The organism is Candidatus Omnitrophota bacterium, from assembly GCA_041649175.1.
Lineage (GTDB): Bacteria > Omnitrophota > Gorgyraeia > Zapsychrales > JBAZNR01 > JBAZNR01.
Genome location: JBAZNR010000001.1, coordinates 1,089,579 through 1,112,089 on the forward strand (window position 1 = coordinate 1,089,579; position 22,511 = coordinate 1,112,089).

The window sequence follows — 22,511 nt, forward strand, 5'->3', positions numbered from 1 at the left end:
ATAAAAAGTTCTGTGGTATTCTTTAGAAGAGATATAATACGTTAAATGGCTAATCCCATCCTAAAAGATCTTAATCCTCAGCAAAAAAAATCCGTTATCCACGAGCAGGGGCCGCTTCTTATCATTGCGGGAGCCGGCACGGGGAAGACAACGGTCATTACGCATCGTATCGCGCATTTGATCGTTGATAAGAAGATCCGTCCCGACCAGATCTTGGCCCTTACGTTTACCGATAAGGCGGCATTTCAAATGCAGGAAAAAGTTGACATCTTAGTGCCGTATGGATTTACGGATACCTGGATCTATACGTTCCATGCCTTCGGAGACAAGATTTTACGCGAAAATGCTTTGGAATTAGGTATGAACCCTGATTTTAAAGTTTTGACCCGTCCCCAAACTGTTGTTTTTTTTAGGGAAAATTTATTTAAATTTCCGCTGAGCTACTATCGCCCCCTAGGAACGCCGACGAAATTCATTGATGCGATGATCTCACTTTTTTCGCGCGCCCGCGACGAAGACATTTCTCCTCAAGAATATCTCGGGTATGCCCAAAAACTTCTCATAAAAGCCCGAGAAGGCACGGACAATGCGCTTACTGAAGAGGCGATGCGGGAAATGGAATTGGCAAAATGCTACGAGCAATATCAAGAATTATTGTTAAAAGCCAACAAAATCGATTTTGCCAATCAATTCTATTTAACGCTTAATTTGTTTCGCCAGCGGCCCAGTGTTCTTCGGCGTTATCAAAACCAGTTTAAATATATTCTGATCGATGAATTTCAAGACACGAATTATGCGCAATTTGAGCTCGTGAAGCTTTTAGCGGGAAAAGATTGTAACTTAACGGCTGTGGCCGACGATGATCAGTCTATCTATAAATGGCGAGGAGCTGCCGTCAGTAATATTTTAAACTTTATGAAGGTGTATCCTAAAAGCGAGAAGATCGCCCTGACAAAGAATTATCGCTCGGTTCAGCCTATTTTAGATTGCGCTTATCGTATCATTCAAAATAATAATCCGGACCGTTTTGAAGTGCAGGCCAAGATCAATAAGCGCCTGATCGGGATTTCCAAGAAGGGAAAGCCGGCCAAGCATATGCATTTTGATACCTTATCTTCGGAAGCGGATTGGGTGGCGGAATGTATCGAAAAAAAAGTTAAATCCAAGAAAAATGATTACTGTGATTTTGCTATTTTGGTCCGCTCTAACTCTGACGCGGATGCGTTTTTACAAGCACTTAACATGCGCGGGATCCCTTGGCAGTTTAGCGGTAATCAAGGGCTTTATTCGTGCGACGAGATTCGCTTGTGTATTGCGTTTTTACGGCTGATGATCAACCCATCAGATTCTCTGAGTTTGTATTTCTTATCGACATCCGCTTGTTATCAGCTCCCGATCGTTGAACTGACCAGGGTAATGAATCTAGCTCAACGCAAACAATGGGACCTTTTTTATATTTTACAAAAACCAGAAGCGCTAAACGGGGCCGGAGAGTTGTCCGGCGAGTTTTTATCAGCGAAAACAAAAATTATTAAGGATATTTCCAGCTTTTTAGAATTATCCAAGACACATTCGGCAGGGAAACTACTATATCTTTTTTTAACACAAACAGGGTTTATCAAAGATCTTGCGCAAGATCAAAACGCGGACAATGAACAAAAAATAAAGAATCTGGCAAAGTTTTTTGACATCATTAAAGAATTTGAGTCCGTTTCCGGTGAGAACCGGGCGATCGCCTTTGTGAATTATTTGGACATGCTGATCAATGTTGGCGATGACCCACCGGTGGCGCAAGCTGACTTGGATGCGCGCGCGGTCAACATCCTGACGATCCATAAAGCCAAGGGTTTGGAATTTCCGGTTGTTTTTATGGTGTCTTTAGTGGAGCGCCGCTTTCCGTGGCCTTTACGCCGAGAGCCTATTGAAATTCCGGAAGACCTGATCAAAGACATTCTTCCTGTCGGTGATTTTCATATTCAAGAGGAGCGAAGACTTTTTTACGTCGGAATGACACGCGCCGAAAAGGAACTGTATTTGACCTCAGCCTCGGATTACGGAACAAAGCGTCCTAAAAATGTCAGCCGTTTTGTCTTGGAAGCGGTGGCGGACAAAAGGCTAGTTCAAGCTATAAAGAAAAGTGCTTTAGAAGCCATTGAACGCAATGCTCCCCGCGCTAAAGCGCAAGCATTGGCTTCGTCGTCGGTCATTGATGACGAACAGATCCTTAATCTAAGTTATTTCCAGATCGATGATTATTTGACTTGTCCGCTAAAATATAAATATGTCCATATTTTACGCGTGCCGATCATGGCGCATCATACAGTTCTTTACGGCAAAGCTCTTCACGACGCGGTGCAGTATTATCACCAAAATAAGATCAAAAATTTACCAATTTCGGAAGATGATGTTGTTAAGGTTTTCGAAGAATCATTTCGCCGTGAAGGGTTTTTGTCGAGAGAGCATATTGAGTTGCGTTTAAAATCCGGCACGCAGGCGATCAGGAATTTTTATCAGGATCAAGAAAGGTCAAAAGTCACTCCGGCTTATGTTGAAAAGGATTTCTCTTTTCTTCTGGGAAATAACCGGATGATCGGGCGCTGGGATAGAATTGATATTGTTGACGGGCAGGTCATTATTATTGATTTCAAATCTTCAGCGGTAGAAACGCAAGAAAATGCTGATCGCCAGGCAAAAGAGAGCTTGCAACTTTCCTTATACAGCTTGGCGTATGAAAAAATATTCGATCAAATTCCTTCCTATAAAGAGCTTCATTTTCTTGAAACCGGATTAGTAGGGCGGGCGCAGGTTGCCGCGGTAAATGCGGAAAAAGTTACCGAAATAGTTTTAAAGGCATCTTCCGGTATCCGTTCGGCGGATTTTGCGGCCAAGCCAACGCGCATGGCTTGTCTTTTCTGCGCGTATAATCAGATCTGTCCGTCTGCGGAAATCCATGAAAGATAAGCGGGACATTCTCTCTTACGATTTGCAGCGGCATTTTTTCCGTATCTCGTAGAGATAAAACGTGATAGTAAAACTTTTGCAAAGGGGCTTCACGAAATATATTGACAGAAAGTTGTCCATAGCTATAGAATAAGGCAAATCCTGAAGAAAGGAGCATCAATGGCTAAGATCGATCTTAAAGAGTTATTGAAGGACAAGAGAGTTGTCGAAGAGATCAACCGACATCTCTGGATTGAAAGCGAAAAGGCCGGCTATGATATTGGTTTTGAAAAGGCGGCTGAAGACTGGCTCAAGCGTTTTTCCGCAGAATGGGTCAAGTTTCACGCGACTAACGGGGCTGACGCAAAAAAGGCACGTAGCGCAAAATCGTATTTCAAATAACAGCCTGTTGTACCGAATTTTTCTTAGGATATTGTTTTTCTTATTTTTGTCAATCATCCCGCCTGTAGGTTATGCCCACTTTAAAAAGATTTAAAATAATCTCTTTTTATGATTACGGCATAAAATAGATACGCCAGATTTGAATATCAACAGCAGCATGAAATCTACGAGGAAATTTAATGTCATTTAACTTATCAAAATTAAACAATTTCAAAACAAGGCCTGGTCCGCTTTTATTGATCATCTTAGACGGAGTTGGCTTAGGAAAACGCGATAATTCCGACGGAGTTTTTATGGCGAAAACGCCGTGCTTAGATGAGCTTATGAAAGGCAAGTTATATACAACGCTTAAGGCTCATGGAACAGCTGTTGGAATGCCCAGCGATGAAGATATGGGCAATAGTGAAGTTGGCCATAATGCTTTAGGGGCGGGGCGGGTTTTTGCGCAAGGCGCTAAACTTGTCAGCGAGGCGATTAACGCGAAGCGAATATTTCAAACACCTCTCTGGGGAAAGCTTATCGCGCAAGCCAAGCATGATAACAAGTCTCTGCATTTCATCGGCCTTCTTTCTGACGGCAATGTTCATTCGCATATCGATCATTTGTTCGCGCTTTTAAATCAATGCGTTAAAGAAGAGGTAAAAAAGGTCAGGCTTCATATTCTTCTTGACGGACGCGACGTTGGGCAGAAATCCGCGCCGATCTATTTAGAAAAAACCGAAAAGCTTTTAAGCGAGATCAGCAAGCAAAAAGGTTTTGATTACCGCATTGCGTCCGGCGGCGGGCGTATGGTAACTACCATGGACCGCTATAATGCCGACTGGACCATTGTCAAGCGCGGTTGGGATGCTCACGTGCTTGGAAAAGGGCGTCAGTTTTCTTCGGCAATGGAAGCCGTTTCAAAATACTATGAAGAAGATGAAAAAATTACGGATCAATATCTAAATGCTTTTGTTATCGCGCAAAACGGACAACCCATTGGAGAAATTAAAGACGGTGACGCGGTTGTCTTTTTTAATTTTCGTGGTGACCGGGCGATCGAGATATCCCGCGCGTTTGAAGAAAAAGATTTTAACGAGTTCGATCGAGAGCGCTATCCAAATGTCCTATATGCCGGAATGATGCAATACGACGGCGATTTGATGATCCCGAAAAATTATTTGGTCAGTCCGTCTCAGCTTGACAAAACTATCAGCGAATATTTGTGCGCTAATAAGATCAGTTCTTTTGCGATCTCTGAAACGCAAAAATTCGGGCATGTGACTTATTTTTGGAACGGAAATAAATCCGGTTATATTGACAAAAGCCTGGAAACCTACGTTGAAGTTCCGTCGGACAAGATCCGTTTTGACCTAGCGCCAAAAATGAAGGCTTTTGAAATTACCGAGAAAACCATTGAGCTTTTGAAAAGCGGAAAATACCGTTTTGGCCGCCTTAATTTCCCTAACGGAGACATGGTCGGGCATACAGGTGTTGAAAAAGCTATCATTACCTCGGTTGAAGCCGCCGATGTTTGTACGGCGCGTCTTATCGCGACTGTTAACGAACTAAAGGGAATTACTGTCATCTTGGCCGATCACGGCAATGCCGACGAAATGTTTGTTGTTAAAGACGGCAAAAAAGTCGTCAAGACGTCCCATTCACTTAATCCTGTTCCGTTCGCTATCGTTGATTCGCAGTATAGCGGCGAATATGAAATGGCCAAATTAGAAAAGCGCGGGCTCTCTAACGTAGCAGCGACCTTGCTTAATCTTCTTGGTTTTGAAAGCGTTAAAGAATATGATCCGTCGCTGGTCACCTTTAAATCATAATGGTTCAATGACCACTGAAGAAAAAATTCAGAAAATTGAAAAGTTACGCGCCCAGATCGCGAAATGTCAGCGTTGCCGTTTGCATCAAACCCGTACCAATACTGTTCCCGGCGAAGGCGATGTAGAGGCAAAGATCTTATTTATCGGAGAAGCCCCCGGGCGTAACGAAGATTTGCAGGGAAAGCCTTTTGTTGGGCGAGCGGGAGATGTTTTTGACCGGCTTTTAGAGTCCATCGGACTTACCCGTCAGACCATTTATCTTTGTAATATCTTAAAATGCCGCCCTCCGGAAAATCGCGCTCCTTTAAGCGATGAAATACAAGCCTGTGTGGGAAGCTTAGATATTCAACTAAAAGTCGTTGACTCGCCGGTGATAGCCCCGATGGGAAATTTTGCCGTGACGTATATTTTTCAGAAATTTTCTATTCCGTTCAAGAAGATCAGCGATGTTCACGGAAAAGTATTTCAAGCCGAAACACCGTTTGGCGTAAAAAAAGTTGTTCCTTTATTTCATCCGGCAGTTGCGACATATGACAATAAGAAAATTGATATTTTATTGAAAGATTTTCAGGTTCTTAAAGATTTTCTCGTAAAGGAAATTGCTGCTTAATGGATATCAGCTTATCTCTGATCGTTAAAATTATTTTCGGATTGGGATTTCTTGTTTTTATCGTTGCTTCGTTCTGCGTTTTCTTCGATCAAGCTGTCTTGACCCGTAAGGAAACGATCTACCGCGTTAAAACTCCCCAAAAAAGAATCGCGCTTACCTTTGATGACGGTCCGTCTCCGGTTTGGACGCCTCAAATATTAGATGAATTAAAAAAAGCTAACGTTAAGGCTACTTTTTTTATGATCGGCCATCATGTTAAAAAATATCCGGATATTGCCAGACGGGTTGCCGACGAAGGGCATTTGATCGGCAATCACGGGTATGCCCATAGCGTTTTAATGTATTACACGCCGGAAGAATTAGAGGAAGAAATTAAATACACGGAGCATGTCATTCGTGAGATCACCGGGCAGACGACTAAATATTTCCGTCCGCCCAAAGCTTGGTTGGGAAAAAGAGAAAAAGAAATTATTAAATCGATCGGCTATGAGGTTGTTTTGTGGTCTTTGAATTCTAAAGACTGGGTAACCTTTGATGACAAATATATCATCCGCTATATTCTGCGCCACATTAAAAATGGCGATATTCTTCTTTTTCATGATAGCGGCGGAGTTTTTAAAGCTGAAGGCGGAGACCGTCGGGAGACGGTTTCGACAATGCCATTGCTGGCCGAAAAGCTGAAAGAACGCGGCTTTCAATTTGTAACCATTGAGGAGCTTATTCATGGGCAATGATTTTTTTGCAAAACTTAGTCACGGAAAGTTAGTTTTAGCTCTTGTGGTTTTATCTTATATTTTTCTGATGTTCGGCAATGGGATCATTAGTTTGACGCATCCTGATGAGGTTTTTTATATTCAGACCGCCAAGGAGATGATGACGCATAAAAGTTGGATGACACCGTATATTTTTGATCAGCCACAATTTGAAAAGCCAATTTTTTCCTATTGGTTATTTATTTTTGCGCTTAAGATCTTTGGGTTTACGCCGTTCGCGGCGCGTTTTGCACCGGCTTTCTTTGGGATTATCGGCGTCGTAGCGACTTATGCAATAGCTTATATGCTTTTTCAAAACAAACGGTTAGCGTTTCTGTCAGGGGTCATCTTGACAACAAGTTTTATTTATATCGCGCTTTCTCGGGCGGTTTTAACCGATATGATCTTTTCTATTTTGGTTGTTTTATCGCTGGGAGCTTTTTATTGGGGATATATCAATAAAGAAAAGCGCAGTTTAGGGGTTTTGGCATGCTTTGCTTTTTCGGGAGTGGCTGTTTTGGCAAAAGGGCTCTTAGGCTTTGTTTTTCCGGCTGGGATTATCGGCGCATTTTTGATCTATAAAAAAGACGGGGCGTATTTTAAGAGAGGTTCGACGCTTTTAGGGATTTTAATTTTCGCGGCTATTGCCATTCCTTGGCATGTTTTGATGTGGAAATTGTATGGATATCAATTTATTGATGAATATTGGCACAATGATCATCTCCGCAGGATCTTTGAAGCCGAACATATGAAAAGCAATACGTGGTATTTCTATCTAGGAACTATGATCGGCGGACTTTTTCCTTGGACGCTATTTTTTCTGGCAGCTATTTTTACTGCTTTTAAGAATTTCTACCGTGAATCTTTGCAAAAAGAAAAATTAGTTTTCCTTCTTTTTTGGGTAAGCGTTGTTTTTATTGTTGTCCAGTCGGCGCAATCAAAATTAGCCAGTTATATTTTTCCTGTATTTCCGGCCTTGGCTATTGTTCTTGCCCGATATTTTGAGAATGCGTTCGGCACAAATGCCGATCAACCGGCGCAAAGATCAATAAAGATCATTTCTCGTATAATGGCGTCTGCGTTTTTCTTGGCGCCGTTTGCGATCATCATTTTAAGCAAAAAATATTCTAACCTGATCGATGATATGGTTCCTATCTATGTCTTTTCCTTCTTGGCCTTGATCATCGCGAGCCTTTTATTTGTGTTCGCCAAAAAACCGCGGGTGGTTTTTGCGGTGGTTTGTTGCGTGACCGTAGCCGTTTTAGCTATTTTCTTTCTGGGGCGCGGTTCTGCGGAGCCTTGGGTATCTTGCCGGCACATTAGCGAAGAGCTTAACGCGGTCAATCGCGCGGATTCTACGGTTATTTGTTCAAAATTTTATTCGCGCGGCGTGCGATTTTACACGGATAGGCCGATCGCAGTCATGGATATGAATGGTAAGGGATTTTTTAGTCCTCATCCGGTCCCGATGTTCCATAATGATGATCAAGTTTTTGCATTCTTGAATACTCAGGATCGAACCTTTGCCATTGTCAAGAAATCGGATTTTGAGAATCTTAAACGTATTTCGCAAGGGCAATTTTCTCTGGAATTGATCAAGGAAATTGGCGGAAAATATTTATTAAAGATAGAAAAACAGTAATAGCGGAATATAATAATTCTCTAGAGAGCGGGAGCTGATTGTCTAAAAGCAAAGAAATTCGTAAATAAAATTTATGAAAATACCTAAGAATATCGATAGCCTTATTTTTAATGACATTAACGTCGGTGTTTACCGCAATACGCCCGGCACGCATGGAAAATTTATCCGCGTTAATGATGCGCTAGTTCGCATGTTCGGCTACAGCAATCAAAAGGAATTCTTAAAAAAGGTTCGCCCGTCCGATGTTTATTTTTATTCCGGCGATCGCAAGAAATTTAGCGAACTACTTGCCAAAAAAGGTTTTGTCCGAAGAAAAGAGCTTGTCTTAAAACGTCGAGACGGAACATTGGCGTATGTGCAAATTACGGCAACAGCGGTGAAAGACAAAAGAGGGAAAGTCCGTTGGTTTGATGGGATCATTGAGGATGTAACGAAGTTTCGCCGGGAACAGGAGCGGTTTCGCCATATTTTTGAAAATTCACCCGTTGCCATCTGGGAAGAAGATTTATCGGCTGTTCTTCAGCTTATCAGGCGCTTGCAGAAACAGGGGACAAAAGACCTGCGAAAATATTTCTTGAGTCATCCTGCGATCGTTGCTCATGCTTTTCGGAATATTAAAATTTTAGATATCAATAAGGCTGCCTTGCAACTTTATGGAGCGAAGAATAAAAAAGAATTAGTTAAAAATTTTGGAAAAACATTTGCCGCCGGCGCTTTAGAGATATTAACGGATGAATTTCTTACCCTGGCCAAAGGTGAAAAGAATTTTTCCACAGAGTTAAAAAGTAGAACCATTGATGGCAAGATGCGCGATGTGCTTTTGCGCGTCTCAGTTCCTGATGGTTACGAAAGAAGCCTTTCCCGTGTTATTGTTACCTTGGAAGATATTACAGAACGTAAACAGCTTGAGCGGCATTTAAAAAAAGTTGCTCAGCAAGACGGTTTGACGAAATTATTCAACAGTCGCGCCATATCCAAGCGGCTGGATGAAGAGCTTATTCGAGCCAAGCGCTATAATCTTAATCTTTCCTGCCTGATGCTGGATGTTGATTATTTTAAAGTGATCAATGATAAATTTGGACATCAAAAAGGCGATCAGATCTTAAAGCGTGTTGCGACCTTGATCAAAACGAGCTTGCGCCGCTCGGATATTGTCGGCCGTTATGGAGGCGATGAGTTTCTGGCGATCTTGACCCAAACGAAACCTGAAAATGCCAAGATCGCCGCCGAGCGTATCCGCCAATTGGTTACCGCGCAAAGGTTTCCTTCATATAAAAATATTCCAACCAAGATTACGGTCAGCATCGGTGTCAGCGGTTATCCTCATAAGGATGTTAAGGATTTTCGGAATTTGATCTCAAATGCTGATAAAGCGCTTTATCTTGCAAAAGGTTCCGGCCGAGATTGCGTTATTTTGTCATAAGGTACTTTAAGGTTTTTTCTTCATTTTCTTATGTTTAAACGAATACTAAAATATATTATTCTTGTCATCCTTTGCGTAGTCGGGTATTTGTCTACGTTTGGTTGGCATTTTCAGAAGAGTTCTGCCGGAGTTTATTCCTCTCAAGAAGAATCTCTGGCTGAATCCTTAGAAAGACACGTCTACGCCTTGTCCCATGATATCGGCTGGCGTAGTGTTGCTGAATATGAAAATCTGCAAAGATCCTACCAATATATCGCTGATCAATTTAAACAATTTGGATTAGAGGTATCAACCCAAGAGATCAGCGTGGATGGAAAAAGTACGTATAATATCATTGCGGAGAAAAAAGGCTTTAAGCATCCTGAGGCGGTTATCATCGTCGGAGCTAATTATGATACTTATTCCAATCCTGGAGCGAACAACAATGCAAGTGGGGTGTCGGCCTTAATCGAACTGGCGCGCATTTTTTCCGCGCAATTTCCGGAAACAACAATTCGTTTCGTAGCTTTTGTGAATAAAGAACCCCCCTTTGCCGGGACGGACCAGATGGGAAGCATGGCCTATGTCAAGCTTGTCAAGGAAACAAAGCAACCCATCGAGGCGGTCATTATTATGGATGGGATTGGCTGCTATTCCTATAAAGACTACTCGCAAAGATACTTTCCGTTTTTGGGATTATTTTATCCGGATAAGGGAAATTTTGTCATGGCATCGTCAAACATTAATTCCGCGGGACTTTTGAAAACAGTGATGGCAGCCTTCCGCAAAAAAACATCTTTCCCTATTCGATGGTCTGTCGCTTTCGATTTTGTTGATTCTGATCACCGTGTGTTTTGGCGGGAAAAATATCCTGCCGTTTTGATCAGCGATACAGGGTCTTACCGCAACAAGCATTTCCACAGTCTTTCGGATACTTATGAGAAGCTTAATTTCCGTAATATGTCTCAGGTGACTTATGGAATAGCCGCTGTTTTGCGAGTGCTCGCCTGGTAAGACAAAATAGACAAAGAAGGCTTGGGTTATTTTTATCCGCCTTAACGCTTTTAGCCTTGACTATTTGAGGGATGAATAGTATAATTGCTTGAAAATTAAGGAATAACGTCAAACAGATCACAGCTTTAGACAAGGAGGAAAGAAACAATTGGCTTTAGTTAAAGAAAAAAAGACCGAGATCATTGATAATTTTAAGGTTCATACGAAAGATACCGGCTCTGCCGCAGTTCAGATTGCCGTTTTAACCGAAAAAATCAACTATCTCTCTGAACATTTTAAAGTTCACAAGAAAGATTTTCATTCCCGCAGGGGGCTTCTGATGATGATTGGAAAAAGACGCCGTCTTTTGACCTTCCTCAAAAAATCCGACCCTAAGAAATACGAAGAAACAATCAATAAGCTCAATTTACGTAAGTGAGGTTTATTTTATGGAGTTACAACGCGTTGAGATTCCTTTCGGATCTCAAAATCTGATTATTGAAACAGGAAAATTTGCCAAGCAGGCCAATGGTGCGGTGACCGTAACGTACGGAGGCACCGTTGTTCTGGTAACCGCTTGTATGTCAAAAGACAAGCGAGAGGGCATTGATTTCTTTCCTCTTACCGTTGAATATCAAGAAAAAACATATGCCGCTGGGCGCATTCCCGGTGGATTTTTTAAGCGAGAAGGACGCCCAACCGAAAGCGCGATCCTTGCTTCTCGCGTTATTGACAGGCCGATCCGTCCGTTGTTCCCTAAGGGTTTTTTGAATGATGTTCAAGTTGTTGCCTTGGTTTTAAGTAGCGATGGCGAACATGACCCGGATATCTTAGGGGTTGTTGGAGCTTCAGCAGCGCTTATGATCTCGGATATTCCTTTTGACGGGCCGATCGGGGCGCTTCGCGTAGCGTGGGTGGATGAACAGATGGTCATTAACCCGACTTATGTGCAAAGGGACGCAAGTCTTTTAGATTTGATCATCGTCGGTGGAAAAGACGGAGTTGTCATGATCGAAGGCGAAGCTAAAGAAGCCTCGGAAGAAAAGATCTTAGAAGCTATTCGTTTTGGCTTTGATAAATTGCAGGCTGTTTGTTCAATGCAGCAGGAACTTGCAAAAGCGGTTGGCTTAAAGAAAGCAAAAGTTGAACTAGAAGAGGTTGATCCAAAATTCCTCAAAAAGGTCGAAGAATTATCTGTCGGAAAGCTTTCTCAGATCTACAAGATTTCTGATAAAGAAGGCCGTGAAGAAGCGTTAGATCTATTAGCAAAAGAACTTACCAAAGATTTAACCATTTTCGACGCATTTAAAACAGACGGAAAAGAAATTACGGCCGGGCAGGTTAAGGCGATCTTGCATGAAATTGAAGCGCATCAGGTCCGCCACATTATTTTAAGCGAAAAACGAAGAATTGATGGGCGCGGGCTAAAAGACATTCGTTCCATTTCTTGTGAAACGAATATTTTGCCCAGAACTCATGGTTCCGGCTTGTTCACCCGCGGTCAAACGCAAAGTTTAGCGATCGCAACTTTAGGTACGCGCAGTGATGAGCAGATCATCGAAGACTTGGAAGGCAAGTCGAAGAAAACATTCATGCTCCATTATAATTTTCCGTCGTTTAGCGTCGGAGAAACGCGTCCGATGCGCGGTCCTGGCCGCCGTGAGATCGGCCATGGCGCTTTAGCGGAAAAAGCCATTCGAGCTATTATTCCTAACAAGGAAGAATTTCCTTATACGATTCGCATTGTTTCTGAAGTTTTAGAATCCAACGGTTCTTCCAGCATGGCGACTGTTTGCGCCGGGACACTTTGCCTTATGGACGCGGGCGTTCCTATCAAAGACGCTGTAGCCGGAATATCGGTCGGGTTAGTTACTAAGGATAAAGAAGCTGTTTTGCTTACGGATATTATGGGCGTTGAAGATCATTTTGGCGATATGGATTTCAAAATTGCCGGAACTCGCAAGGGAATAACGGCTATTCAGCTGGACCTTAAGATCAAAGGGATCAGCATTGACCTTTTGACGCAAGGGATGCAACAAGCCAAAGATGCTAGGTTCATTATTTTAGATAAAATGCACGCAGCGATTTCTGCGCCGCGCGCTGAGCTCTCTTTATACGCGCCGCGTATCACAAAACTGCATATCAATCCGGAAAAGATCGGCGATGTCATCGGCCCCGGAGGAAAAATTATTAAGAAAATCATTGAAGAAACGGGTGTTTCCATTGATATTGAAGATGATGGAACAGTTTTAGTGGCTTCCACTAACCAGGAAAGTTCTCAGAAAGCGATCGGCATCATCAAAGGCTTAACGGAAGAGGTCGTTGTTGGGACCATTTACCACGCAAAGGTCAAGCGTGTTGTGAATTTCGGCGCTTTTTGTGAGATCTTGCCCGGCAAAGAAGGACTTGTTCATGTTTCTGAATTGTCGAATACTTTTGTCAAAGATGTAACAAAGGTTGTTAAAGTTGGCGACGAGTTCAAAGTAAAAGTCATAGAAATTGATGAATTGAATAGGGTGAACTTAAGCAAAAAACAGGCTGAATGACACGTCAATACGTTAACGAAATTAAAGCCATCGTTATTTTGGCGGCTGCTGTTATTCTATTCTTGAGCTTCGTTTCGTTTGTTCCCGAAGACCTCTCTTGGTATACCTCGCATCCGAATGTTCCTGCCAAAAATCTCATTCGCATCGTCGGCGCTTATGCGGCCGGAACTCTATTTTTCATATTTGGATATAGCGCGTATGCGGTTACTCTTTTCCTATTTTTCTGGGGATGGAATAAGATCTCTTCTTTAGATCTGCGTTTCTCATTTTCTAAAGGTGTGAGCTTTATAACACTTTTGTGCGTCTTAAGCTCTTTGTTCAGTATGGTTGGCAGCCAGGTTTCTTCGCTTCGTTTCCAACGTTCGGGGCTTGTGGGATTTTTTATTTCCGATTTCTTTGTTCAGTATTTTGGGCGCGTTGGTGCGTATATCTTTTTGATTCTCTTTGGCATGGTGGCTCTTATTCTGATCGGTGAATTTCTTATTTCACCTTTCTTGTTTAAAGTCTCCGGTGCTGTTAAAGATTCTATGGGGATCATCAAAGATAAAGTTCAAGACGGCAAAGAAAAGGCTTCTTTGTTCCGTCCTCGCGTTCAGGAAAAAGAGGACGCAAAACAAAAGGCGCCGCCCAAATCGCTTTTTCCTCAAAAAGAAAAACCTGCTAAAGAAAATCAAAAAGATGTTAAGGCGCCTGCTGAGCCCAAGCCTGCTTTTAAAGATTCAGCCAAGCCCAATATTCGTGTTGCTGCGCCTCCCGTGAAAGAGGAGCGCTCAGCTCTCATTTCGAAGCCGCGTACTGTTGGCGAATACCATTTACCTTCTCTTGATCTACTCAACGACCCGCCGCCCGTTTCTTCGCGCAAGCTTCAAGAAGACTTGATGGGCGGGGCAAAAGTCTTAGAGGAAACATTAGCAGAATTTGGCGTTACAATTCGTGTTGCTGATGTCGAGCGCGGCCCGGTTATTACTCGTTACGAAGTTGAATTAGCTCCGGGAGTTAAGGTCCAGCAAATTACAACACTTTCCGACGATATTGCGCTGGTCATGAAGGCTCAGACGGTGCGCATGATCGCGCCTATCCCTGGAAAAAACCGCGTTGGAATTGAGGTTCCTAATACATCGACAAGCCTTGTTTACCTGAAAGATGTTTTATCTCAGAGCGAGTTTCGAACTACAAAATCAAAATTACCTTTGGCTTTAGGAAAAGATACGGCAGGCAATTCTTTGATCGCGGATCTAAGCGGCATGCCTCATCTTTTGATCGCCGGAACGACCGGTGCCGGAAAAACCGTTTGCGTTAACAGTGTTATCATGTCGATGCTTTTTAATTCGGCTCCCGAAGAATTGAAATTCCTGATGATCGATCCGAAAATGGTGGAATTGTCTATTTACAACGCTTTGCCTCACATGCTTTGTCCTGCCGTGACCGACCATAGAAAAGTTTCTGCCGCGCTCAACTGGGTTGTCGGAGAAATGGAAAACCGTTACACCGTTTTAGCTAAAGACGGCGTGCGTAATATCGAAGGGTACAATACAAAAAATACCGAACAAAAACTGCCTTATATTGTCGTTATTATTGATGAATTAGCGGACCTCATGCAGGTATCAGCCAAACAAATCGAAAGTGCTATTACGCGCTTAGCGCAACTTTCTCGCGCTGTCGGGATCCATCTTATTTTGGCAACACAGCGTCCGTCGGTGGATGTTATTACCGGTGTTATCAAGGCGAATTTTCCGGCGAGAATTTCTTTTAAAGTGGCTTCCAAGGTTGATTCTCGTACGGTCTTAGATATGAATGGCGCGGAAAAATTATTAGGCCGCGGCGATATGCTGTTTTTAAAACCCGGAGAAGCAAAGCCGATCCGGGCGCAATGCAGCTTGGTCGGCGATGATGAAATACAAAAAGTCATCGACTTTATCAAGGTCCAGCAAGAACCTCTTTATGATGAATCCATTGTCAAACAGCAGACGGGCGGTGCCACGGGCACTATTCAGGAAAAAGACGAGCGTTATGACGAAGCGGTTCAATTAGTTGTCGAAAACAATCAGGCGTCAACGTCGTTATTGCAGCGTCGTTTAGGCTTAGGATACGGCCGGGCGGCACGTTTGATCGATATGATGGAACAGCAAGGCATTGTCGGGCCGCTCAATGGCAGTAAGCCGCGCGAGATCTTGATCAACAGAGAAGAATGGCTTTTAAAGAATGTGAAACAAAATGGGTGATCAAGCAAATAAAGGGCGCATTTTAAAGCAGGCAAGGGAATCCAAAAGGATCACTTTAGAAACAGTTCATTTGGAGACCAAAATTCCTTTAGATGCGCTTAAAGCCATTGAAGAAGGATATAATGTCCGCATCTTATCTCCGTTTTATTATCGCGGTTTTGTGAAGATGTATGCCCAATTTTTAGGATTAGACCTAGCGACTGTTCTCGACGATCAGCTGCCCGCAAAGTCAGGCGAGAAAAACATTCTCAAGAAAACCGGGCCCGTCGCTGAGGGTGAAGAAAATTCTGATAATGCCACCGAAAATATCCTGGATGCGGTAGGGTCATTATTCACAGTGCAAACCGGGCGTTTTTTAGCTAAGGCCGTTGCCGTTATTGTTATAGGATTTCTTGTTGTGAAGTTTTCCGGATTTCTTATCCAGAAGATATCTCATCGTGACTCGGCCTCTATTTCCGCAAGTTCCACAAAAGAAAAATCTAAAAAAGCGAAATCTTTAATTTCCCCAGTAAAATCTAAGAACATATCGGAAGAAAGAATTTCTTTTAAAAATTCATCTGCAGCGCAGTCCTCTAGCCATGCGGCTTCGGCTGTCAAAGCTGTTTCATCAAGTTCAAAAAGCGCCGGTGTTAAAAAGGCTAACCTGACCGTCCGGGCTAAAAAAGATAGCTGGCTTCAGGTTAAAGTTGATGGAACCGTTGCTTTTGTTTCCGTCCTTAAAAAAGGCGCGAACGAGACGTGGTTTGGTAAAGAAACGATCGAGCTTTCCGGCCGCAATATCAGCGAGCTTGAATTTGAGATTAACGGAAAAATGATCGGGCTTTTAGGACGCCAAGACCGTCGCGCTAAAAAAATCGTTGTGACCCCCGAAGGCTTTACCATCAAGGAATGAAACTCGCAGAAAAAATCAGTCAGCGGCAGAAGAATCAATTTTCTAAAGCCTCACCAAAGCATTCATCCGTCGGGATCATTAATCTTGGCTGTGCCCGTAATTTAGTGGATTCACAAGTTATTTTGGGCAGGTTAAAGAAAAACGGCCATCATCTTGTTGAGGTTGAAGGCGCCGACATTGCCATTGTTAATACCTGTTCTTTTATCGAATCAGCCAAGCAAGAATCGGTTGATGTCATTTTAGATCTGATCGACCTAAAAAATAAAGGGAAGTTACGAAAGATCATTGTTGCGGGTTGTTTAGCACAGCGTTACGCGAAACAATTAGCTGACGAGCTTCCGGAGGTAGACGCATTTGTTGGCGCTATTTCGATCGAGAAAGAACGAAACCTTCCTCAAGTTCTTTTAACGCCGCCACATTTTGCTTATGTTAAGATCTGCGAAAGCTGTTTTAATCAGTGTAGTTTTTGCGCCATTCCGAAGATCAAAGGAAAATTTTCATCCCGCAAGATTGAATCAGTTCTCGAAGAAGTAAAATTATTAGATGCAAAGGGAACAAAAGAGGTCAATATTATTGGCCAAGATATTACGGCTTATGGTATGGATCTTTACCGCGAAAAAACTTTAGCAAAGTTGCTTAAGCAAATGACTACAGCTGTTCAAAATATTGAATGGATCAGGCTTTTGTACGCTTTTCCGGCTCATGTTAGCGACGAGCTTATTGACGTGATGGCCAATGAAGAGAAAATTTGCCGGTATATTGATATGCCTTTGCAGCACATTAGTGACCGGATCTTAAAAGACATGAACCGAAATATTTCAAAGGAAGAAACGATCCGGCTTATTGAGAAGATCAAAAAGAAAATTCCCCAGGGGATCTTGCGCACGACGTTTATTGTGGGATTTCCCGGTGAGACAGATGAAGAATTCAATGAGTTGCTCAAGTTTGTTAAGGAATTTCGTTTTGAGCGGGTTGGTGTTTTTGTTTATTCAAAAGAAGAAGACACACCGGCATTTGATCTAAGGGGTCAAGTTCCCGACAAAATAAAGAAAGAACGGTTGGATATTTTGATGCGCGAACAGCAGAAGATCTCAAAAGAAGTTCAGGAAAGTTTTATTGGCCGCGAGCTAGACGTCCTCATTGATGAAAAACAAAGAAACGATGAAGGGGTTTATCTGGGCCGAAGTGAATATGATGCTCCGGATGTGGACGGTATCGTTTATGTCCATTCTCAAAAAAAATTACAGCCAGGGGATCTTGTGCATGTTAGAATCACTGATGCCTTTGAATATGATCTTTCCGGAGAGACCGTAAGATGAATTTGCCCAATAAGTTGACGATATCCAGGATTTTCCTGACATTTCTTTTTATGTTCTTTATCGCCCAAAAAGGGCTGTCTGCGGCTGTTATGGCGACGATCATTTTTACTTTGGCGTCATTGACTGATTTTTTCGACGGATATCTGGCAAAAAAATATCATTTGATCAGTGATTTCGGGAAATTGATGGATCCCATTGCGGATAAGTTCTTGATCCTCGCGGCTTTTATTGCTTTTGTCCGCCTCCAGTTAGTTGTGGATTGGATGGTCGTGGTTATCTTGGGCCGGGAAATCATTATTACGGGCTTGAGATTTTACGCGTTAACAAAAGGGCAGGTTTTGGCCGCCGAAAAAGCCGGAAAGCATAAAACCGTGTCGCAAATGGTCGCGATCTTTACTATTCTCGGTTTTATTGTGGTACGGGAGGCTTTAACAAAAACGACGTATTGGTCAGGCACAATTGAATTATGGTGGCGGCAGGGAATTGACGTTTTGATGGTAGTGACCGTTGCTTTGACCCTTATTTCCGGAATTTCTTATTTGTGGAACAATAGAAAGTTTATTTATGTCCAATAATTTAGTAAAAATAATATCGACGTTTTTCTATATGGGCTATTTTCCAGGCGCGCCTGGCAGCATGGCTAGCATTGCCGGCGTTTTGATCTTTATGATCTTATTTGATTCGATCGTTCTTTATCTTCTTTGCTTGAGCGTGGTCATGGCCGCCGGAATTTGGGCAAGCGGAAAAATGGAAAAACTAGCGGGAAAGAAAGACCCTTCCTGTGTTGTGATCGACGAAGTAGCAGGGATATTGATCGCTTTCTTTCTTTTGCCGGCCCAATGGCCGGTCATCATAACGGCATTCTTTGTTTTTCGCGCTTTTGATATGTTCAAGATCTATCCGATCAATCGATTCGAAAAACTTCCGGGAAGCTGGGGCATTATGATGGATGATGTTGTTGCCGGCCTTTACACTAACATTGTTGTTCATGTTGCTTTGATTATTCTGAAATGATCGGCGTTACGACGGCTATTTTACAAATTACTTAGTTTATTGTTATAATTCATAAAGTTACATATATTAACATATTGTTACATATTATTCAGTATATATCCACATTAATACAGGAGAGGATAAATGAATAAGTTTATTCTAGCTTGTGTCATTTTATTTGTCTGTGCCTATGTCGGAAAACAAAGCAACTTTGTTGTAACGACGAAGCAGTGGGATGCTCGCATCGGCATTAATGTCGAAGAGACGCATCTTAGCTGGGACAATCTTTACGGTTATTTTGGAAAAATAGCTCAAGATGTTTCAAGCGCAGCGGGGAAAATAATTCCTTCCAAAAAGCGTTAACCTTTGCCCTCAGAATCTTTTAGAATAAATCCTTCCAGCGGTTCATAAATCGGCCCCTTAGCGGTTAAAGTGCTTTTGAACAAAATAATCTTGTCTATCTCTTGAGTTATCGGGAAATCAATAGAGTATTCGTTTAGCGCTTTGATAAGATCAGAACAATGATGCGATGATCGTAAGCGCCCCAGCGTAATATGGGCATTAAATTCTTGATGTTCTCCTTTTGGAAAGCCAGCTTCAATCAGTTCATTTTTAATGGCTTCCGACAATTGCCTTGTTTTGTCTTGGCCTTTCTTCCCGCCAATCCAAATAGTTCTAGGTTTTTCTAAGCTAGGAAAACCGCCTAATTCCGATAGCTCAAATGGGAAAACAGAAAAGTGACGAGAAACTCTGCTAAGGGCTTTTTTAACTTCATTGATTTGATTTTCAGAAATTTCACCTAAGAATTTAAGCGTAAGATGGCTGTTGTTAGGATCGACCCATTTAATGTCAGCGTTTGCGCCCTTTAAATATTCCTGGCATTGGCGGATAAGTTCTTGGGATTCTTTGGAAATTTCGACGGCGATAAAAGAACGCACGGTTGATAGCGTCATGTTAAAACAGTTTTGACAATAAGTGAAGTGCGGCGGATGCTGCAGATGATTTTATGCGGAGTCTATTTCCCTGAAAAGTTTTCTTCATGACAACTGTCTTTTTTGCTGAACTGGCCGCGATAAAAACGAGGCCGACAGGTTTTGCTTTTGTGCCTCCACTAGGCCCGGCAATGCCGGTTATGGCAACGGCGTAGTCAGTTTTTAATGATTTCCGTATTCCCTTAACCATTTGCAGGGCGGTTTGCTGGCTAACGGCGCCGTATTTCTTTAAGGTTTGAAAGGAGACTTTAAGAAATTTAATCTTTGATTCGTTTGAATAAACAACAATGGCGGCTTTAAGAAATTGAGAGCTTCCGGTAATATTGGTCAGCCGGTGACTGACAAGGCCGCCGGTGCAGGATTCGGCAACAGAAAGGGTTTTCTTTTTTTGAATAAGGAACCGGGCTATTTTTTCTTCTATCTTCATGGCAATGCTTATTATAGGCACCGATGAAAATCTTGACAAGCCTTAATATTTGGCATATAGTAGGCGTGCTTTCGGGATATCATCCTTAAAAAGATGATCAGGGTGCAAGCCCCGGCTGGTAGTAATTCTTTCCTTTAGAAAGATAAGCCTACGAGCGCAGCAATTTTTCGATTTGTTTAAGAAAATGCTGAGCAGATTAAGTGAGCTTCGTTAAGGAGCAAGTCTTAAGCCAATAGTTCGCTTTTTTTGCGGGTATGCTAAAGAGTAGATATGTCTTTAGCGTTCATAGCCTAGATGGGAGAAAGCAAAAAACAAGGGGCGGATTGTATCTTTTGATGGTACAGTTTGTCCGGATGACTTGTTTTCTTTAACAATCCCGAGACGATCGGGATTTTTTATTTTATAGAAAATTAACCAAAAACAAAGAGGGGCATGATGTTTAATTCTATTCCGGAGATCATCGAAGAGCTCAAACAAGGTAAAGTTGTTATTGTTATGGATGATGAAGGCCGTGAGAACGAAGGGGATTTGCTAGTGGCGGCTCAATTTGCCAAAGCCGAACACATTAACTTTATGGCGAAAGAAGCCAGGGGGCTTATTTGCGTTCCCATGGAAGAAGAAAGGCTCAACGCTCTTGACCTTCACCCGATGGTTGATGATACGATCGTTAATCGGCCTCATCAAAAAAGCAATACGGCTTGGACAATTTCGGTAGATGCCTCAAAAGGGGTTACAACCGGTATCTCGGCATCGGACAGAGCCAAGACAGTCGAGGTTTTAATAGACCCAAAATCAGTATCGGCGGATCTAGAAACGCCCGGACATCTTTTTCCTTTGCGGGCGCGTAAAGGCGGAGTATTGGTGCGCGCCGGCCACACGGAAGCTTCCGTTGACCTGATGCGCTTAGCCGGCCTTTATCCGGCCGGGGTTATTTGCGAGATCATGAATGAAGACGGGACCATGGCTCGTACCCAAGACCTCATCGAATTTTCTAAAAAGCACAAAATTAAAATTTGCACCATCGATAGCCTTATCGAATACCGTCGGAAGTATGAAAAATTGATCGAGCGGCAAGTTGAAACAACGCTTCCCACACCTCATGGTAATTTTCGTATGATCGGGTATGAATCAAAAGTTGACGGGGCATGTCATTTGGCTTTAGTGCTGGGCAATGTCAACGGAACGATCCCTGAGTTAGTGCGCGTTCAGTCGGAATGTTTGACCGGAGATGTTTTTGGCTCGCATCGCTGTGATTGTGGAGAACAACTGCATCAATCACTTGAAATGATCAAAAAAGCCGGATCGGGAATTTTACTTTATATGCGTCAAGAAGGGCGCGGCATCGGGCTTCTTAACAAAATGAAGGCCTATCACTTGCAGGATGGAGGGCTTGACACCGTAGAAGCCAATGAGGCGCTGGGATTTTCCGCCGATTTAAGGGATTATGGCATTGGAGCCCAGATTTTAGTTGACCTGGGAGTAAAAAAAATCCGTCTGCTCACTAATAACCCCAGAAAGATCGTCGGATTAGAAGGCTATGGATTGACGGTTTCCGAGCGCATTCCCATAAAAGTTTCTCATAATCCGGCGAATGAGGGCTATCTTAAAACAAAAAAAGAAAAGTTAGGCCATTTATTGTAATTTCTATCAAGATGAAACAAAAAAAGATCAAAACAATTGAAGGGCAATTAATAGTTCGCGGGAAAGAATTCGCTGTGATCGCGTCGCGATTCAATGATTTCATCACCAAAAGGCTTTTGGAAGCTTGCTTGGCTGAATTAAAACATCGCGGTGTTAAAGAAAAGGAAATTACTGTTACCTGGGTCTCCGGTTCTTTTGAGATCCCGGTCACCGCGCTTAAATTTGCGCGCAAAAAAAATATTGATGCCGTGATTTGTTTAGGAGCTGTTATCCGCGGGGAGACATTGCATTTTGAATTGGTTGCCAATGCGGCTTCCCAGGGCATCGCTCAGGTGAGTTTACTGACGGGAAAGCCGGTTATTTTTGGCGTTTTAACGACTGATACGATCGATCAAGCGTATAAGCGTTCAGAAATAAAAGGCGAGAATAAAGGAAGAGACGTTGCCACCACGGCTATTGAGATGGTTAGCGTTATGAATCAAATTTAGCATTATCCAGAAATTATTTTATGAGAAAACGAACCCAATCACGCGATTTTGCTTTAAAGATCCTTTATCAGTCCGACATTACCGGGAAAGCTATTTTGCCAACGACGGAAGAATTTTTTACCAGCACGGAAACAAAAGATGTGGAAGTCATTGATTTTTCAAAGCGCCTTGTTTTAGGCGTCGAGAAAAATTTAAGCGCCATTGATGCGAAGATAGTTCAATACGCGACCAATTGGGACCTGAAGCGTATGGCGATCATTGACCGCAATATTCTTCGGCTTGGGGTTTTTGAATTAAATTTTATTTCCGATGTGCCGCCCAAGGTTGCCATTAATGAGGCTGTTGAGCTGGCCAAACGCTATGGCGACAGCGATTCCAGCAAGTTCGTCAACGGTGTTCTAGACAAGATCCATAAAACCGAAATCATACCGCAGTAAAC

Annotated in this window: 21 protein-coding genes; 19 read left to right on the forward strand and 2 right to left on the reverse strand. The window is 42.6% G+C overall.

All coding sequences use genetic code 11. From position 1 onward, the window contains the following. The first annotated feature begins 45 nt into the window (after positions 1-45). From WC676_04575 to WC676_04650, 16 genes are all read left to right on the forward strand, one after another. On the forward strand, positions 46-2,961 hold the full coding sequence (locus tag WC676_04575; protein MFA5059882.1) for a UvrD-helicase domain-containing protein: 2,916 nt from the start codon (positions 46-48) through the stop codon (positions 2,959-2,961). Between the two features lie 159 nt (positions 2,962-3,120). After that, on the forward strand, positions 3,121-3,342 hold the full coding sequence (locus tag WC676_04580; protein ID MFA5059883.1) for a hypothetical protein: 222 nt from the start codon (positions 3,121-3,123) through the stop codon (positions 3,340-3,342). A 179-nt stretch (positions 3,343-3,521) separates the two neighbouring features. Beyond that, entirely contained in the window at positions 3,522-5,153 is a 1,632-nt protein-coding gene (gene gpmI / locus WC676_04585) for a 2,3-bisphosphoglycerate-independent phosphoglycerate mutase (GenBank protein ID MFA5059884.1), read from the forward strand. A 7-nt stretch (positions 5,154-5,160) separates the two neighbouring features. Beyond that, positions 5,161-5,763 carry a uracil-DNA glycosylase gene (locus tag WC676_04590; GenBank protein ID MFA5059885.1) on the forward strand — a complete coding sequence of 201 codons (603 nt, stop codon included), beginning with the start codon at positions 5,161-5,163 and terminating at the stop codon, positions 5,761-5,763. Continuing rightward, positions 5,763-6,497: a polysaccharide deacetylase family protein gene (locus tag WC676_04595; protein MFA5059886.1), complete on the forward strand. Its 735-nt coding sequence runs from the start codon at positions 5,763-5,765 to the stop codon at positions 6,495-6,497. Before WC676_04590 ends, WC676_04595 begins: the two co-directional genes overlap by 1 nt. Then, on the forward strand, positions 6,487-8,157 hold the full coding sequence (locus WC676_04600) for a glycosyltransferase family 39 protein (protein MFA5059887.1): 1,671 nt from the start codon (positions 6,487-6,489) through the stop codon (positions 8,155-8,157). The genes WC676_04595 and WC676_04600 overlap by 11 nt, the downstream gene beginning before the upstream one ends. A gap of 73 nt (positions 8,158-8,230) precedes the next feature. Further along, positions 8,231-9,580 carry a diguanylate cyclase gene (locus tag WC676_04605; protein MFA5059888.1) on the forward strand — a complete coding sequence of 450 codons (1,350 nt, stop codon included), beginning with the start codon at positions 8,231-8,233 and terminating at the stop codon, positions 9,578-9,580. Between the two features lie 30 nt (positions 9,581-9,610). Further along, positions 9,611-10,573: a M28 family peptidase gene (locus WC676_04610; protein MFA5059889.1), complete on the forward strand. Its 963-nt coding sequence runs from the start codon at positions 9,611-9,613 to the stop codon at positions 10,571-10,573. 148 nt (positions 10,574-10,721) lie between these two features. Further along, a complete protein-coding gene (gene rpsO / locus WC676_04615; protein MFA5059890.1) occupies positions 10,722-10,991 on the forward strand; it encodes a 30S ribosomal protein S15 in 270 nt (89 codons plus the stop codon). A gap of 10 nt (positions 10,992-11,001) precedes the next feature. Continuing rightward, entirely contained in the window at positions 11,002-13,098 is a 2,097-nt protein-coding gene (pnp, locus tag WC676_04620; GenBank protein ID MFA5059891.1) for a polyribonucleotide nucleotidyltransferase, read from the forward strand. Beyond that, the gene (locus tag WC676_04625; protein ID MFA5059892.1) at positions 13,095-15,320 is read left to right on the forward strand and encodes a DNA translocase FtsK; all 2,226 of its coding nucleotides are present in this window, start codon (positions 13,095-13,097) and stop codon (positions 15,318-15,320) included. Before pnp ends, WC676_04625 begins: the two co-directional genes overlap by 4 nt. Beyond that, positions 15,313-16,212, forward strand: coding sequence for a RodZ domain-containing protein (locus WC676_04630; protein MFA5059893.1), 900 nt, complete (start codon positions 15,313-15,315; stop codon positions 16,210-16,212). Before WC676_04625 ends, WC676_04630 begins: the two co-directional genes overlap by 8 nt. Further along, positions 16,209-17,531: a 30S ribosomal protein S12 methylthiotransferase RimO gene (rimO, locus tag WC676_04635; protein ID MFA5059894.1), complete on the forward strand. Its 1,323-nt coding sequence runs from the start codon at positions 16,209-16,211 to the stop codon at positions 17,529-17,531. Before WC676_04630 ends, rimO begins: the two co-directional genes overlap by 4 nt. After that, positions 17,528-18,106: a CDP-diacylglycerol--glycerol-3-phosphate 3-phosphatidyltransferase gene (gene pgsA / locus WC676_04640; GenBank protein ID MFA5059895.1), complete on the forward strand. Its 579-nt coding sequence runs from the start codon at positions 17,528-17,530 to the stop codon at positions 18,104-18,106. The genes rimO and pgsA overlap by 4 nt, the downstream gene beginning before the upstream one ends. After that, positions 18,096-18,545 (forward strand): phosphatidylglycerophosphatase A, encoded by a 450-nt coding sequence (locus WC676_04645; protein MFA5059896.1) that lies wholly within the window; start codon positions 18,096-18,098, stop codon positions 18,543-18,545. The genes pgsA and WC676_04645 overlap by 11 nt, the downstream gene beginning before the upstream one ends. A gap of 123 nt (positions 18,546-18,668) precedes the next feature. Then, positions 18,669-18,887 (forward strand): hypothetical protein, encoded by a 219-nt coding sequence (locus WC676_04650; GenBank protein ID MFA5059897.1) that lies wholly within the window; start codon positions 18,669-18,671, stop codon positions 18,885-18,887. Here the strand turns inward: WC676_04650 and thpR are convergent. After that, the gene (gene thpR / locus WC676_04655) at positions 18,884-19,477 is read right to left on the reverse strand and encodes an RNA 2',3'-cyclic phosphodiesterase (GenBank protein ID MFA5059898.1); all 594 of its coding nucleotides are present in this window, start codon (positions 19,475-19,477) and stop codon (positions 18,884-18,886) included. The genes WC676_04650 and thpR overlap by 4 nt on opposite strands. A 1-nt stretch (position 19,478) precedes the next feature. After that, a complete protein-coding gene (locus WC676_04660; protein ID MFA5059899.1) occupies positions 19,479-19,943 on the reverse strand; it encodes a CinA family protein in 465 nt (154 codons plus the stop codon). Between the two features lie 435 nt (positions 19,944-20,378). On the opposite strand from WC676_04660, the gene WC676_04665 reads away from it, so the two are divergent. The 3 genes from WC676_04665 to nusB are packed head-to-tail and all read left to right on the forward strand — an operon-like array spanning position 20,379 to position 22,509. Then, on the forward strand, positions 20,379-21,584 hold the full coding sequence (locus tag WC676_04665) for a bifunctional 3,4-dihydroxy-2-butanone-4-phosphate synthase/GTP cyclohydrolase II (protein ID MFA5059900.1): 1,206 nt from the start codon (positions 20,379-20,381) through the stop codon (positions 21,582-21,584). Between the two features lie 11 nt (positions 21,585-21,595). Beyond that, a complete protein-coding gene (ribH, locus tag WC676_04670) occupies positions 21,596-22,072 on the forward strand; it encodes a 6,7-dimethyl-8-ribityllumazine synthase (GenBank protein ID MFA5059901.1) in 477 nt (158 codons plus the stop codon). Between the two features lie 20 nt (positions 22,073-22,092). Then, the gene (nusB, locus tag WC676_04675; GenBank protein MFA5059902.1) at positions 22,093-22,509 is read left to right on the forward strand and encodes a transcription antitermination factor NusB; all 417 of its coding nucleotides are present in this window, start codon (positions 22,093-22,095) and stop codon (positions 22,507-22,509) included. Positions 22,510-22,511: the final 2 nt, after the last annotated feature.